This is a genomic window from Mucilaginibacter aquariorum (assembly GCF_024498135.1).
GTDB classification, from domain to species: domain Bacteria; phylum Bacteroidota; class Bacteroidia; order Sphingobacteriales; family Sphingobacteriaceae; genus Mucilaginibacter; species Mucilaginibacter aquariorum.
Window position 1 is genome coordinate 73,998 of the sequence record NZ_JANHOH010000001.1, and the last position, 15,196, is coordinate 89,193.

At 42.1% G+C, this 15,196-nt stretch carries 16 protein-coding genes and 1 tRNA gene; 8 read left to right on the forward strand and 9 right to left on the reverse strand.

What is annotated here, in order from left to right; genetic code table 11:
* Positions 1 to 18: 18 nt before the first annotated feature.
* From NPE20_RS00300 to fbp, 4 genes are read left to right on the forward strand one after another with little or no spacing between them, the layout of a single operon-like run.
* Positions 19 to 747, forward strand: a complete 729-nt coding sequence (locus NPE20_RS00300; protein ID WP_256536589.1) for a glycosyltransferase family 2 protein — start codon at positions 19 to 21, stop codon at positions 745 to 747.
* A 6-nt stretch (positions 748 to 753) separates the two neighbouring features.
* Positions 754 to 1,464: a tRNA1(Val) (adenine(37)-N6)-methyltransferase gene (locus tag NPE20_RS00305; protein WP_256536590.1), complete on the forward strand. Its 711-nt coding sequence runs from the start codon at positions 754 to 756 to the stop codon at positions 1,462 to 1,464.
* Positions 1,465 to 1,499: 35 nt separating this feature from the next.
* Entirely contained in the window at positions 1,500 to 1,991 is a 492-nt protein-coding gene (locus NPE20_RS00310) for a metallophosphoesterase family protein (RefSeq protein ID WP_256536591.1), read from the forward strand.
* Between the two features lie 23 nt (positions 1,992 to 2,014).
* On the forward strand, positions 2,015 to 3,064 hold the full coding sequence (fbp, locus tag NPE20_RS00315) for a class 1 fructose-bisphosphatase (RefSeq protein WP_256536592.1): 1,050 nt from the start codon (positions 2,015 to 2,017) through the stop codon (positions 3,062 to 3,064).
* 81 nt (positions 3,065 to 3,145) lie between these two features.
* Here the strand turns inward: fbp and rnhA are convergent, their stop codons facing one another.
* Positions 3,146 to 3,613: a ribonuclease HI gene (gene rnhA, locus NPE20_RS00320; RefSeq protein ID WP_256536593.1), complete on the reverse strand. Its 468-nt coding sequence runs from the start codon at positions 3,611 to 3,613 to the stop codon at positions 3,146 to 3,148.
* 133 nt (positions 3,614 to 3,746) lie between these two features.
* Positions 3,747 to 5,837, reverse strand: a complete 2,091-nt coding sequence (locus tag NPE20_RS00325) for a heavy metal translocating P-type ATPase (protein WP_256536594.1) — start codon at positions 5,835 to 5,837, stop codon at positions 3,747 to 3,749.
* A gap of 107 nt (positions 5,838 to 5,944) precedes the next feature.
* Here NPE20_RS00325 and NPE20_RS00330 point away from each other — a divergent pair.
* Positions 5,945 to 6,018, forward strand: a tRNA-His gene (locus NPE20_RS00330).
* 590 nt (positions 6,019 to 6,608) lie between these two features.
* Here the strand turns inward: NPE20_RS00330 and NPE20_RS00335 are convergent.
* The 3 genes from NPE20_RS00335 to NPE20_RS00345 all read right to left on the reverse strand — a co-directional run bounded on the left by NPE20_RS00335 (position 6,609) and on the right by NPE20_RS00345 (position 8,744).
* The gene (locus NPE20_RS00335; protein ID WP_256536595.1) at positions 6,609 to 7,241 is read right to left on the reverse strand and encodes a MarR family winged helix-turn-helix transcriptional regulator; all 633 of its coding nucleotides are present in this window, start codon (positions 7,239 to 7,241) and stop codon (positions 6,609 to 6,611) included.
* A 197-nt stretch (positions 7,242 to 7,438) separates the two neighbouring features.
* Positions 7,439 to 8,098, reverse strand: a complete 660-nt coding sequence (locus tag NPE20_RS00340) for an NAD(P)-dependent oxidoreductase (RefSeq protein ID WP_256536596.1) — start codon at positions 8,096 to 8,098, stop codon at positions 7,439 to 7,441.
* A gap of 169 nt (positions 8,099 to 8,267) precedes the next feature.
* Entirely contained in the window at positions 8,268 to 8,744 is a 477-nt protein-coding gene (locus tag NPE20_RS00345; RefSeq protein WP_256536597.1) for a hypothetical protein, read from the reverse strand.
* A 454-nt stretch (positions 8,745 to 9,198) separates the two neighbouring features.
* Between NPE20_RS00345 and NPE20_RS00350 the strand changes: the two genes are divergently transcribed.
* Positions 9,199 to 9,876 (forward strand): DoxX family protein, encoded by a 678-nt coding sequence (locus NPE20_RS00350; RefSeq protein WP_256536598.1) that lies wholly within the window; start codon positions 9,199 to 9,201, stop codon positions 9,874 to 9,876.
* A gap of 127 nt (positions 9,877 to 10,003) precedes the next feature.
* Here the strand turns inward: NPE20_RS00350 and NPE20_RS00355 are convergent, their stop codons facing one another.
* The 3 genes from NPE20_RS00355 to NPE20_RS00365 all read right to left on the reverse strand — a co-directional run bounded on the left by NPE20_RS00355 (position 10,004) and on the right by NPE20_RS00365 (position 12,083).
* Positions 10,004 to 10,474, reverse strand: a complete 471-nt coding sequence (locus tag NPE20_RS00355) for a YybH family protein (RefSeq protein WP_256536599.1) — start codon at positions 10,472 to 10,474, stop codon at positions 10,004 to 10,006.
* Between the two features lie 83 nt (positions 10,475 to 10,557).
* A complete protein-coding gene (locus NPE20_RS00360; RefSeq protein ID WP_354003215.1) occupies positions 10,558 to 11,373 on the reverse strand; it encodes a DUF6597 domain-containing transcriptional factor in 816 nt (271 codons plus the stop codon).
* 317 nt (positions 11,374 to 11,690) lie between these two features.
* Positions 11,691 to 12,083 carry a hypothetical protein gene (locus NPE20_RS00365; RefSeq protein WP_256536601.1) on the reverse strand — a complete coding sequence of 131 codons (393 nt, stop codon included), beginning with the start codon at positions 12,081 to 12,083 and terminating at the stop codon, positions 11,691 to 11,693.
* A 747-nt stretch (positions 12,084 to 12,830) separates the two neighbouring features.
* On the opposite strand from NPE20_RS00365, the gene cysQ reads away from it, so the two are divergent.
* Complete coding sequence (gene cysQ / locus NPE20_RS00370; protein WP_256536602.1) at positions 12,831 to 13,622, forward strand: 3'(2'),5'-bisphosphate nucleotidase CysQ; 792 nt, start codon at positions 12,831 to 12,833, stop codon at positions 13,620 to 13,622.
* A gap of 2 nt (positions 13,623 to 13,624) precedes the next feature.
* Here the strand turns inward: cysQ and cysC are convergent, their stop codons facing one another.
* Positions 13,625 to 14,206: an adenylyl-sulfate kinase gene (cysC, locus tag NPE20_RS00375; protein ID WP_256536603.1), complete on the reverse strand. Its 582-nt coding sequence runs from the start codon at positions 14,204 to 14,206 to the stop codon at positions 13,625 to 13,627.
* 207 nt (positions 14,207 to 14,413) lie between these two features.
* Here cysC and NPE20_RS00380 point away from each other — a divergent pair, with 207 nt between their 5' ends.
* Positions 14,414 to 15,196 (forward strand): glycoside hydrolase family 16 protein, encoded by a 783-nt coding sequence (locus NPE20_RS00380; protein WP_256536604.1) that lies wholly within the window; start codon positions 14,414 to 14,416, stop codon positions 15,194 to 15,196.

Below are 15,196 nucleotides of genomic sequence, written 5' to 3' on the forward strand. Positions count from 1 at the left end.
TTTGGCACTTTATAATCCATGATGAAAATAGGTAAATTATCAATAATTATCCCTGCTTATAACGAAGGTGGTACCATTCACCTCATTTTAAACAAGATAAAAGCTGTTGAACTGATTGATGAGATAAAAAAGGAAATTATAATTGTGGATGATTGCTCAACTGATGATACCGAACAAGCCGTTGCCGGTTATTGCGCAGAGCATCCCGATCTTGATATTAAATACTTCAGGCATTTAAAAAATCAGGGAAAGGGGGCGTCATTACATACCGGTATCGCACAGGCTACAGGCCAATACACTATTATTCAGGATGCCGATCTGGAATATGACCCCCGGGAATATAACGACTTGTTAAGGCCTGTTTGTAATGGCTTTGCCGATGTGGTTTACGGTTCCAGGTTTATGGGCAGTAACCCGCACCGGATACTTTTCTTTTGGCATACCATAGGTAACAGGTGGTTAACATTCTTATCAAACATGATGAGCAATCTTAACCTTACCGATATGGAAACCTGTTATAAGTTATTTGATACCAAGCTTATACAATCAATAAAATTAAGAGAACAACGTTTTGGTTTTGAGCCTGAAGTTACTATAAAGGTCTCGCGGATACCAAAAATACGCATCTACGAAGTAGGTATTTCTTACTATGGCCGTACGTACGACGATGGCAAGAAGATAGGATGGAAGGATGGGATACGCGCTATTTTCTGTATCCTTAAATATGGGTTGTTTGGTGCTAAATAAGCCACAGTGGATATCTTTAAATTTAAACAGTTTAATGTAGACCAAAGCGGTTGCGCCATGAAGGTGAATACCGATGGTGTATTACTTGGTGCTTTGGCCGAAGCCAATACACCGCAAAGCATTGTAGATATAGGTACCGGCACAGGCGTAATTGCCTTGATGCTGGCGCAGCGTTTTACCGAAGCTAAAATTGATGCTGTAGAAATTGATAAAGAAGCTGCCGAAATGGCCCGCGAGAATTTTAAAAACTCGCAGTTTCAACAGCGGCTGTTTTCGCATTTTGATACGTTCGAGGTTTTTTTTGATAACAATAAAGGAAAGAAATACGATCTTATTATATCTAACCCGCCGTTTTTTTTAGATTCGCTTACATCGGCAAATGATAAAAAGAACCTGGCCCGGCATACGGATGGCTCTTTTTTTATGAGGCTGATCAAATATACCGCCGAATATTTAACAGATACCGGTACATGCCAGTTGATAGTGCCCTTGCCAACCGCTATGCTGATAAAAGAACTGCTTCCTAAATATCAGCTGTACCTGCAAAAGATCATCGCTATAAAATCATTCGCTAATTCTGCATCGCACCGCGAGATCATCACCTTTGGTAAAGAACAAAAAGGTATTTTAGAAAAGCCATTTGTTATATATAACGAACCAAAGGTTTACTCGTTAGAATACCGGGGCGCCTTGGCTGGTTTTTTAACGATATTTTAAAAATCTAAAATCGTACATCTACAATCTAAAATCAAATGACCCGCATAGGCCTAATATCAGACACTCACGGTTTTTTGGATGACGCAGTTTTCAAGCATTTTGAAAACTGTGACGAGATCTGGCATGCCGGTGATTTCGGAAATATAGAACTTGCCGATAAGTTGGCGGCCTTTAAACCGCTTAGAGGGGTTTATGGCAATATTGATGGGAAAGACATCCGCGAGGTTTATCCGGAGCACCTTCGTTTTATGTGCGAAAAGGTAGATGTTTGGATGACGCATATAGGCGGGTATCCGGATAGGTACGCGCCGGACGTGAAGCGTGAAATATACACTAAGCCTCCAGGCTTATTTATCAGCGGCCATTCGCATATCCTGAAAGTAATTTATGATAAAAAGATAAATTGTTTGCACTTAAACCCCGGTGCAGCTGGGAAACAGGGCTGGCACAAGGTGCGAACTTTAATAAGATTTTCTATAACTGATGAAAAAATTCATACCTTAGACGTTATTGAATTGCATAAATAATATGTAAAAAATACACTAAGCCTATGAAAGCAGTTAAAACTTTAGGTCAATTTATTATCGAAAAACAAGCCGACTTCCCATACGCGAAGGGGGAGTTGTCGCGCCTGTTGCGTGATATAGGTATTGCCGCCAAAATTGTGAACCGGGAGGTTAACAAAGCCGGACTTGCCGATATCCTGGGCGACGCCGGAACCATGAACATTCAGGGCGAAGGGCAAAAGAAGCTGGATGTTTACGCCAATGAGCAATTCATTTCTGCCCTTAAATGTGGCGGTGAATGCTGCATGGTAGCATCCGAAGAAAACGATGAATGTATCCACATCGAATCTGAGATCTCTAAAGATGCTAAATATGTTGTAGCTATCGACCCATTGGACGGTTCATCAAACATTGATGTAAATGTGGGAATAGGTACCATCTTCTCCATCTATCGCCGGATCTCTCCCCAAGGCAAGGCCGATTTAAAAGATGTGTTACAACGCGGTATCGAACAGGTGGCAGCCGGTTATGTGATATACGGCTCATCAACTATGCTGGTTTATACTACAGGCAAGGGCGTTAACGGCTTCACACTCGATCCATCAATAGGGGAGTTTTGTCTGTCACACCCGGATCTGCGCATTCCCGATGATGGCGTTATTTATTCAATAAATGAAGGTTATTACTCGCACTTTCCGGATGGGGTAAAGAAATATATTAAATATTGCCAGGTAGAGGATACTAAAACCCAAAGGCCTTATACTTCCCGTTATATAGGTTCCATGGTTGCCGATTTGCACCGCAACATGATAAAGGGCGGTATTTTTATTTACCCTTTAACTGCCGCCGCGCCTAATGGTAAGCTGCGTTTAGTGTACGAGTGTAACCCAATGGCGTTTATAATAGAACAAGCCGGGGGTATGGCCAGTAATGGATATAACCGGATACTGGAACTGGAAGTAACCGAACTGCATCAACGCACAGCTATCTTCATTGGCTCAAAAAACATGGTTAAAAAAGCCGAAGAAATGATGGCCTGCTTTTCGCCCCAGCTTATTAAAAAGAATTTTGAAGGCGAAGTGTGTTTGCAGTGATTTTAGTCGATAGTCCATGGTCGATAGTCCATAGCTGTGATATAGTTAAACTATCGTCTATGGACTATGGTCTATCGGCTCTTACACACCCGCTTTAGCGGCCTCCATTTCAAAAACGGTATCTATTAGCAGGTCTTTTTGTTTGCCCGCAGCTACGGCAAGCTGGTCGCAGCGCTCGTTTTCGGGATGACCATTATGGCCGCGTACCCATACAAATTTAATGTTGTGCAACTTGCTGATGGTTAAATAGCGTAACCACAGGTCTTTATTTTTTTTGCCTGCAAAGCCTTTTGCTACCCAGCCATGTACCCAGCGTTTTTCAATAGCATCTATAACATATTTGGAGTCGGAGTAGATAGTAACAGACTGATTTGGTGATTTGATAGCTTCCAGTCCGGTTATAACGGCCAGCAGTTCCATGCGGTTATTGGTGGTTTTACGAAACCCGGCAGACAGCTCTTTATAATGCTGGCCAAACCTCATAATAACCCCGTAACCACCCGGACCCGGGTTTCCACTTGACGAACCGTCTGTGTAAATCTCTATCATGGGGCAAATATAATAAAAGCCCGATACGAAAATTTGTAAAGCGCAGGCAGTGGTGCTTTGGTTACTGTAGTCCCGCTATTCGCTTATACGCGCACAGGCATTAGTCACAGGCCGGTACCCGCTGCTATCGGGTTTAATTAACTTTCTTTACCTTCAATCTTAACGAATTTCCGATCACAATCACATCTGAAAAAGCCATCGCGAATGCACCAACCATAGGGTTAAGGAAACCCAGGGCGGCTACCGGGATAGCGATAATATTATAGGCAAATGCCCAGAAAAGATTTTGTTTTATAGTAAGCAGCGTATGTCGGCTTATCTGCAGGAATTTCACTACTGATTGCAGGTCGGTATTCAGCAATATCACTTTGGCCGATTGAATGGCGATATGGCTGGCATCATTCATAGATACGCCCACATCGGCCTGGGTTAGGGCAGGGGCATCGTTTATGCCATCGCCTATCATAATGGTTTTGCCTTTTTTGCGGTACATATCAACTACCTGCAGCTTATCATCAGGCAGCATTTCGAAATGTACCTCATCAATGTTCAATGTTTTAGCAACAGCCAAACAGCGCGATTTTTTGTCGCCGCTTAATAAAACGGGAGTGATGCCATCCTTTTTCAACTGGGCTATCAGGCTCGCTGCATCGGGTTTTATGGTATCGTCAACGGCTATCTGCGCCATGCGCACCTGGTTGCGGTACAGCGTAAGGTAAAAGTTATCTTCTGTTTTATGTTTAGCCGTACCCAAAAAGTAGCGGTTGCCATCCACATCCTCAGCACGCATGCCAAGTCCTTTTTCTTCTGTTACTGCACGTAATATTAGTTTTTGCTGTGGTAACTGAAGTAACTCGTTCACCATTGATTTGGCTATAGGGTGATTAGATCGCTCCTCAATAGCCATTATTACCCCGCGGATCTGCTCGATAGTAAAGCCCTCTTCGGGCTTTATATGATGTATGCTGAATTTCCCGGTGGTTAGTGTACCTGTTTTATCAAATATTACATACCTGGTATTGGCAACCGCTTCAATGGTATCGCCACCTTTAATAAGGATGCCATTTTTTGCTGCACGGCCTAAGCCCACCATTACAGCAGTTGGCGTGGCTAAACCCATTGCGCAAGGGCAGGAGATCACCAATACCGCGATAGCATTCATCATAGAGCGTTGCAGCCCGGCATCGGTAGCAAAATAGGTTATTACAAATGTTGTAAGCGCTATTAATATTACAACAGGCACAAATATCGAGGCCACCTTATCGCCCAGCTTTTGAACAGGTGGTTTAGCAGCCTGCGCTTTTTTCATCAGGTCGATGATCTGCGATAGCGTGCTGTTGGAACCAACTTTGGTAGCCATTATGCGGATGTTTCCCTGCTGCAGGATAGTACCGCCTATGACCTTATCATATTTGGTTTTGGGTACCGGGAGGCTCTCGCCGGTTATCATGGCTTCGTTTACCAAAGCATCGCCGGATAGCACATCGCCGTCAACAGGTACCTGGTCGCCCTCGTTCACCAGCAGGATATCGCCGGACAAAACATCCTTTGCATTCACCACCTCAACGCCACTTTCCACCACCCGGTTAGCGTTCACCTGCTGAAACTTTATCAGATCTCTTACCGCCGATGTAGTTTGGTTTACGGAACGTTTCTCGAGCACGTTACCCAGCAACACAAGGGTAATAATAGTGGCACTGGTTTCGTAGAACAGGTAATGTTCGCCAAGGTTCTGAACGGTGCCCACCAGGCTGTAAACAAAGGCCGATGTTGAACCGATAAATATCAGCACATCCATGTTGGGTACACCATTTTTTAATGAACTATAGGCGCTTTTACCAAAGTGCAGGCAACCTATTACAAAAACCGGAAGGCATAATATTAACTGAAAAATTGGATTATGTAAAAAGTGCCATGGAAGAACCATATGCAGCAGTAGCGGGGCAGTAAAGAGCGTACAAAAGGCGAATTTGTTCTCTATTTTGGCGAAAAAAGGCGCTGGCTGCTGGTCTTCTTCATCAACAACTTTAAAACCGAGGCTTTCAATATCTTTTATTATTTGTGGTAGGGCCAACTGGCTTTCATTACTAAATTTTACCTCTTCGGATGCGAAGCTAACCAGTACATTTTGCAAGCCTTTCTTTTCCAGTAACTTATGAATGCTCATTGCGCAATTGTTGCAATGCATCCCGGTAACGTTCAATTCCACTAAATGCTCTGCCATAATTACAAATTTAACGTAAGGGCCTGTGAAACAGGTAAGCATAGTGTAATTTTAAAAAATGCTTTGTAAATTGGGTTTAGATTTCTATTTTTGCAACCTCCAATACGGTAGATGTAGCTCAGTTGGTTAGAGCATCGGTTTGTGGTACCGAGGGTCGTGGGTTCGAGCCCCATCATTTACCCTTTATGGGGCAAAGTCTTTAAACGAGATTTTGCCCCATTTTTTTTGCCCGCAACTCTCTGTTTTCCAGATATATTAACTCCACCGCCCGGTTGAGTTTTCCGGTTCGACATGCCCCTCTACATAGGTCATTTTTTCAGGGAACAAAATACCTACTAGATATCTTTTCGCCTCTATACTGGCAATATCATAGAGTTTGTCAACTTCACAAAGTGCGTTTACGGCCATTTTAGCCAAGATAATTATATACCGATTTTCATTTAGCCTGGCGCCGTTCAAGCTATAACATCTTTATTTTTTTCGAAGCTTGAATACCTGGGAAGTTACCAATGTGTCCCCCTGTTGATGGTCGACGCTTTAATAGAGGCATTCCAAAGCGACTTCGCATACATAATGAGGCTCCCGTTCATCCGGCAACTGTATTTGGCATATAAACAGGACAGCCAGTATCTAAAGCATAACTACAAAAAAGAGGTGGTCAGTTTGATCCGGAATACCCTGGTCAATTTGAACCCGAAACGGGTGGTCAGTTTAAATCGGAATCAGGTGCTCAGTTTGAGCGGAATCTCCAGTTAAAAGTAGGGTCAGATATTATTTGTTCGCGGTATTTTCAAGAAAAATTTCGTCGAATGGTTTATTTCTTTGTTTTTGAAATACATCAGTAAAACGACGATCAACCGGTGCAAGCAGTTGCATACATAAGCGCTTATCCTCATCGTTAAGGTCGATCAGTATCATGCGGGCAACTTTTAGTACATGCTCTTTAGCTTTATAGAGTATTTCCTCTCCTTTAGGCGTTACCTTAAGCCGTATAACTCTTTTGTCAGCTTTGTCGCGAAACTCAGTTACAAGTCCTCTTTTCTTCATCCTGATGAGCATGTTTGCTCCACTGGACAGCTCCATGATATTATTAAAAATGGTCTCTGATTTAATCGGACTGCCCTGGTTATAGATCGTCGCAAGTAAACCGAACTCTTCAATCTGCTCGAGACCTGACCCTTCAAATGCTTTGTTGGTGTAAGAGAAGTGAAACTTCGCGATACGGCAAATCAAAATTATGAAACGCCCGTTCAAGTCAGGGACAAGTTTTCCAGGCGGTGGTACGGGATTTTCCTGTTCCTCAATCACAGCCAGGCTACGTCTGTGGAAATCTTCTATGGTGCCATTCGGATATTGCTTCTCGAAGGCTGCCCATAAATTGACAAGCTCTACAGTTCTATTCATTTTTAATATTTGCAAATATAAAAAACTTTTGCATAGCGGTCATTCACATAACTTGATACGGTTTATACTTTCTAGTTTAAACCGCCAATAGTTAGATGACAGCAGGATCAAACAATTTAGAATCCGCAAACAGACATGAGGCAGTCCAGCCCGTTTCTCCAAATTTAAACACATGCACAAATATCAAATTAAGCCTGCTAATAAGCAATCTCTACGGTCTTTCTCACAATTGCCTTGTTAATTAGGTTACTGACAATAAAGTGTGCGACATCTGCGCGTGAAATAGAAATACCGTTATCTAAAAATGTGTTTAAGGAAACTCTGTAGTTTCCGGTTTTTGGTTTGTTAAGCAACTTGGGCGGCCTGATGATTGTCCAGTCAATGAAGGAGCTTTTGATAAGACTTTCCATAACCACTTGATCTGCATACATGTTACGTAACATTGCCTGCAAAATAAATCTTGTTGCAAGCCTTATCAGCAGTGAATGTGTAGGATTAACCTCAATCCCAGATGCGGAAATGAAAAATGCGCGTTTCAAGCCGCTTTCTTGCATAGCATAAATTACGTTTTTGCTACCCTGGGAATAAAGTGTTGTCCTTTTAAACGAATTTCTACCTATGGCAGAAATCAGCGTATCCTTTTGCATGAAATGTTCTGTTAAACTACCCGGGTTCATAACATCGCCCTTAACGATCTCTAAATGCTGGTCGGCAATAGCCAATTTTTCAGGACTTCTTAAAATCGCAGTCACTTGATGACCTGCAGCCAGCGCCTGAAGAACGACCTGCCTTCCAATTCCGCCATTTGCCCCCAACACAACAATCCGCTGGCGTACGCTTTTCTCAATTTGTTCCATAATTTCAATTCCTGTTTTGATCAATCTTTTCAGAATTGATCAGGCCTTTTCAGCAACATGGTCAGTATTAACATACAGTAATAGCAGTGAATGACGATCGGCGTGCGAAAAAGCCTTATATACCGACCTGTTATTGCGTTCATCATCATGCCTTTTTGGATCGTTAGATTTAATTGAATTTAAATACACTCAAAAAAATGATAGTTAAAAACAAAAGAAGCTGTAGCAGGTGGAAATTCCGGGTAGGAGTTTTAAATTCAGACAAATTGCCCGTTAACGCGGAAGCATCTTTTTCGACCAAACGCTGTAGTTTCAGAGCGATGCGGCGGCGAAAGACAATAGCATTCCCGACAAGTAAAACCACTATCGCAAATTTGATCCGGAACCAAAGTTGTTCGCCATAAACTCCTTTAGTCAGCGCCATCATCACTATTCCGGAAACAATTAATGTGGCTGCCCCGATTCCTATTACACGGCCAAATTTCGTCAGGAAGAGCAGTACACCTTCAGCTTTAACAGAGTTGTCCGGCACCAGCCGCCATAACGTTCGGTATCCCAGATAATTGATTAATGTTGATCCTGCCATCACCGCGAGCGCGGCTAAATGAAGAATCAAGAATGTTGGATAAAGAAAAGAAGTGTTCATAACATGTATATTTAAATTAAACCATTTGGAAATATAATTTATCAAATATAAACCAAAAGGTTGTTAATTTCAAAATATTTGTTTGATTTTCACTAATTAAATTCAATTCACTGTGTTGGTATGCCGCAAAATAGCGGTTTAACGATGATATTGATATTGAAACCATTTGGTTTATTTATTTATTAATACAAAGCCATTTGGGTTTAATATTTACATTTGCCTACAGGCAGCTGAATATTATTTAATTTTTACCAAATCAATTATAAACCAACTACAACAATATGAAATACCTTTTATTTGACGGAAAGCATAGAGGGAGAGGTAATCGAGCGTTCAACCAACCTACCCGTTGCCAGGCAACACTAATCATTCTGAATATTAAGCTTGGCAGCATAACTGATACTACCGGAACATTTTAATTCATTTTGACGAACGTTTTAAAACATAAAGAGCTATGGATTTAATATTTATGATGGGTTTCGTGATCGTGGGATATCTGTTGGGGTTCCGAAGATCTAATTTAATTACACCCCAAATGATGGCTTTTACTTTCAATAGCATAGTAATAGCAACAACATTGATAAAGTTGATCATGGCTGGGTGGATGCTGAAAGGAGGCGGTTTCTTTGACTTTGCATTAAAAATCAGTTATGCTTCGATACACATATCGTTGGGATTTGTGCTTAGATCCTTTTACAGCAAGAATACCATAAGTGAAACATTGGGAATGTTAACCAAATCCTTCAGGTATTATACCATTTGGGGGATGTCTGTTCTTATTTCAGGAAATTTTTTCTTTTTTGAGATCGGTAAGTTGCGACACGCTACCGAAATGGAAGCATTCTTTAGGGCTTCCGGCATGTCACCGAAATTGCATTATATAATAATGTTTTTTGAAATTAGTTGCTCCTGCGGGCTACTCCTGCATGGGTGGTTCAGGTCGGGGAAATTGGCAGCTATCGGTTTAATGATAATTATGTGCGGGGCTATTATAACTCACCTGCATAACGCTGACCCGTTTACTGATTCATTAGATGCAATTGCTCAGATGATATATTTGACGATATTTCTCACCCTAATTAATATCAATGGCGGAAAAACCGGTTCTGTGTCAAAAGAAAATCAATTATAACAAGTTTGCTGGTGCGGCTATATTTGCTGGCCGCGCCACACACTTCGCACAACTTGATCCTAAAAGCGACCTATGTTGCCAATGCCTGAACTAGCCGGGCATTATTATTGATTGACTTAGACTATCGCTATTTATGATTACTATTGAATGAATCCCTGAAAATTTTCCATCCGTCTTTTGTCTGTTTCCATAATTTTAAATACTTGCCGGCATCAAACGGCTCGCCGCTTTCGTTAAATACCTGCCAGTTTCCTTCTTCGGTTATAAATTCAGGGCCATTCCCATAAACCTGTATGGTTTGGAATTTGACCCCCTTTACTTTCCCTGCCTTGAAGGTATCGTCGAAATCTTTTACGAGAGCCTTTTTCCCGGCTATTGGAGACATGTTCGGCGCAAACAAAGCTGCATCGTCCGTGTATAAATTCACTATAGCCTTATCGGCCTTCGCAAAAAGCTCAAAATATAGCTTGTTGCTTTTTTCGATAGATCTCCTGGCCGAAACAGTGGCTGGGTTACTGGAGGTTTGGGCGGCGCAATAATTGCAGAAAATGAAGTAAGTTAAAAATACCACTGCTGCTAAAATGTGTTTTGTTTTCATGGAACTTTGATTATTTATTTAATTGCATAATTATTCAAAGCTATCCTGATGCGCTGAACGTAAATTGTAAAAATCGGAACACTTCAATTTTGAAGGGCGGCGAAAAGATCAGTAGAGCTTTCGGGAGAAAAACGGGAAGGTATCGAACCAGTGAAGAACTTAAAATCTTTTATAAAGTGCGATTGATCGAAATATCCGCACTCGTAAGCAACTGTAGTAAGAGGGGTATTCTTTTCAATAACCATATGAAGGCTTTTCTGAAATCGGCCTATCTTGCTGAAAAGGTTAGGACTGAGGCCTGAATAATTTAAAAATATCTTTTGAAGATAACGTGATGAAACGCCATACCGCGAGGCAACGGTGTTGATCTTTTCAAAAAAATCATCTTTCGCTAATTCTTTCATTATACTATCTACCAGCTTTAATTTAGCGATTTTCCTTTCCGAAAAGGAAAGTTTGAACAGTAAAAATTCCTCAACTAACTCAATGCGCCGGTCCAGGGACCTCGCTTCTATTAGCTTTGCATGTAGAACAACTGTTTCCTTACCCCCGATTTGCTCAAAATCTATTATCTGGTCGTTAAATTCTTCTATCCGTTCATTGAAAAATAAAGCGGCGGTATGAGGAAAAAACCTGACACCAAACATTGCATGGCAGCCGGATGTACTGAAAGTGAAAGGCTGAATTGTTTGTCCCCATAATTGTATCCCAGGCTGTTTAATTTGATGGCCGTCCCTGATTTCCTGAAAGCCATCCTGTCCCAAATTGAACATCATTTCTATATAGCCGCTCGCAAACACTTTGTCTTCTGTGAAAATGGCGACATCAGATTCACACACAAAATAACACTGTATGTAATTCTTTAAAATACCATGCGGACGAAATTCTTTATACACCATTTGTCGTTCATCACTTTTCTATCTAAGTTACACTTATATAGCGGATTTGCTCTGAAAACCGGATGTTTAAATTAAATTATAACAAAAAGGAAAATTGAATAATAAAGATAAACCATAGCTTGAATTCGCTGTAATTTTTTGGTCTTTTCTGATGGCTTTCTTCTCCAAGGAACCCTTTTTCGGCCACATTTCGCCAAACCGCCACTTGCCTCTTTGACCGCAACAAGCGGTTTGGCCTGAGGGCTTGCCTGATTTTCAGTCAGATCAAAACTACCTGCGGCTAAATTGCTTTGCTGAAACCCGGGCCTGTTCAGGAATTATTTTGATGGGAGCTTATAACCGGCCGTTATGATCTGTCTTTTATACAAGTGTTTATCTGATGGTTTCTTTTTATCGTCATAAACGTAAACTATGTTGCTTACCATGACGCATGAAATATGACCATTCATCGCATGTATCTTATGTTGGTTCAGAAGGTTGATAAATTCGGATCTGTTAAATGCAGAAGTGGAGATCAGTTTGCCGTTCGGGGAATAGATCAGAAGAATGATAGCCGGACAGGAAGTGCCCTGGTTAAAGCGCACATCCGCTCTAAGCTGATCGCTGGTCCGTTCGTAGACGACGTTCGACCGGCTGGCGATAAACCTGCTGAGGTCGGAAACCGGCCTGGGGCTGATAAAACTGAATAGAATAAGGGTCTTAATAAGCATAGGAAAGACTGTGTGTGAATATCGGCAAAAGTCTTCATTCCGGCCCGTTCACCAAACCCGTTTCTTGCTGTTTTAGCTGTGTCGATAACTAACACCGGGTTTCAGGTACTGCTTAAACACTCCTGCTAAATTCTACGGAAAATATACCACCGGCGGTAGAAAACGGAGATCATGGACTTCGTCCGGGCGTACAGTTTTACTGATGAGCTGCTGACAAGTAGTCGAAAGAACTACAGCGGTTCCGCGTAGTCATCGGTGACGGTGAATATGAGCTATGCATATGACCATGCAGAAAGGAAAACCAATACCGGGAAGAGATCAACGGGAACAAGATACCCCTGAGCCGGATGATTTATAACGGGGGGAGGAGCCGATCACTCTCCATACCAAGTAACATTTTGAAATTTTTTGGAAATGCCAATTACACCAGATGCTTAATTTGATTGTTAAAACATAAGTTTGTAACGATTTTGACAAAGACAGCGAATTGTACGCAAACGAAGCACGAAAGCGAAAAACGGTACCTGAGAAAGAGAAGCAACGTAATCATTGATTGTTTATTATAATTAACCAGGACGAATGAGTGAGGCTGATTATATTACTGAAGTGGATAGGAGGAATCGGCATACTGCAGTTTTGTTTTATTAACCATGGGTTAGCAGTTGAAATATACAAATTGAGAATCAGCCAATAATATATAACGCTGCTACCTCCCAAATCTACTTAACACTTATATATTTGCTGTTGATGAAATTGACCGAATTAATTACGTTCCCTGATCTTACGGGTTTTTCTTTAAACAGGCTATTGGAAATCGCTAAACATGCTGGAATGGCTATACTAAAGGTATATGCCGAAGACTCGATTAATGTAATTGTCAAAGGTGATAATTCTCCGCTAACGCTCGCAGACCAGGCGTCGAATGAGGTTATAATTACAAACTTAAAAGAGTTGACTCCCGCCATTCCTGTCATATCGGAAGAAGAGAAAGATATCCTTTATGAAATTCGTAAAGAATACCAATATTATTGGTGCGTTGATCCTTTAGACGGCACCAAGGAATTTATAAAACGCAATGGCGAGTTTACGGTTAACATTGCGCTGATCCGGAAAGATAAACCTGTATTCGGCGTAATTTATGTGCCGGTAACAGGCGAGTTGTTTTACGGCGGCAAAGAGTATGGCAGTTGGAAGTTAGCTGCAGGCGGTCAGAAAAAGCAGCTTAAAATTAATAACAAAGCTGATAGCTGGACCGCGGTCGGTAGCCGTTCGCATGCTGCCGATGAGGAAATTGCGGTACAAAAAATGTATCCTGTAGCGCAGACAGTATCTGTCGGCAGTTCGCTTAAATTTTGCTTGATAGCAGAAGGGCTCGCCCAAATTTATTACCGCCACGGTCCAACTATGGAATGGGACACCGCATCCGGGCAGGCCATCGCAGAGGGCGCCGGTGCGGTTATGACAACTCCTGATGGTCAGCCGTTCATGTATAACAAGACGTCTTTACTTAACGGCCCGTTCCTGGTAAAAGTTAGATAGCGTTAGTAGGGCTTTATTGCGCGTATGATTTGCTCATATAGGAATTGTGTGCTTTGGGCAGGTTCCTGATCTGCTGTGTATAACCTTAAGTCGGCGTGCAAAGGAGTTTTAAAAGGCGCCGAAATACCTGTGAAGTGTTTTATCTCATTTTGCCTCGCTTTTTTGTACAGTCCCTTTACATCTCGTCGTTCACAAACCGTTATAGGGCAATCTACAAACACTTCGAAATACGGCATTCTGATGGTCTCCCGGACTACTTGCTGGTGTTCGTGCAGGGGCGTTATTAAAGAGCAAATAGCTACCACGTTATTTTCCGCAAGCATATTGGCAATTTCGGCTGCACGGCGAACATTTTCCATCCGGTCGCTATCGCTAAAGCCAAGGTTTTTATTGATTCCCCCGCGCAGCGTGTCCCCGTCAAGCAGCACAGAAAAAATGCCATCCACCTCAAGTTTTTGTTTCAGCAATCCGGCAATGGTACTTTTGCCGGCACCGGATAATCCCATTAACCATACCACCATCCCTGTCTGCTGAAGTAAGGATGACTCTGTTGAAAATACGGGCTGCTGTTGTGTCGTGATCATGCAAGAAATATTTGGTTCTCCTACAAATATAACCCCCGAAAGACATATTGTTTAACGCATCGCATCATTCAGGACGCTGAGACCGAAATTACGGACTATTGGAAATTTTTAATTGCAGCACCATTCTACTTTTGGTTAACCACTTCAAGGCAAAACATTCCTGAGAATTAATCTAATATCGTTATACCATTAAAAACCAAACGTTTTATGAAAAAGTTATCGTACTATTTATTAATTGTTTGTGCATTGGCGTCTTGCAGTAAGGAGGCTGGCAAGCCCGCAGATCCTGCAACAACTGCTGCGGGCATCACTCCCAAAAAGGCCACGAATTCTACGCTTTCCTTTAGCGGCTACACCTGGAACATTAAAGACCTGGGAACGGAGCTGGCCGGTCCGGGGCCAAACATCTGGAAAACTGCTAATGCGTTTGTAGATGCCAACGGGCGTTTGCACTTAAAACTTACTAAAAATGCGACTACCGGTGTTTGGGAATGCGCGGAAGTAACCAGTTTGCAAAGTTTTGGATACGGCACTTATCAATGGAAGGTCGAGGGCCCGGTCAACAGTCTGGACAAAAACATTGTTCTCGGTCTGTTCAACTATTCCGGTGCCAACGCGCGCGACGAAATGGATATAGAATACGCTAAATGGGGAGTGGCTACCAATCCCTGGGCAAACTATACCGTTTACCCTAAACAGTCTGACGGACCTGCGTACTTTACACAGGCTACAACCTTTACAATGGGCGGTACTTACACCACCAACCGGTTTAAGCGTACAGCATCATCCGTAGTGTTTAAAACCCTTAACGGCTTTTATGATGACGATACCAACCTGGCTTACACAACCACCTGCGCATCTCCCCCAAATTCTATCAGCACCTTAAGCATGCCTGTTCACATGAATTTGTGGCTGTTTATGGGGCATGCTCCGGCCAGTAACAACACCGTTGAAATAATCATTCACGAATTTAAGTTTATCCCCCTATAA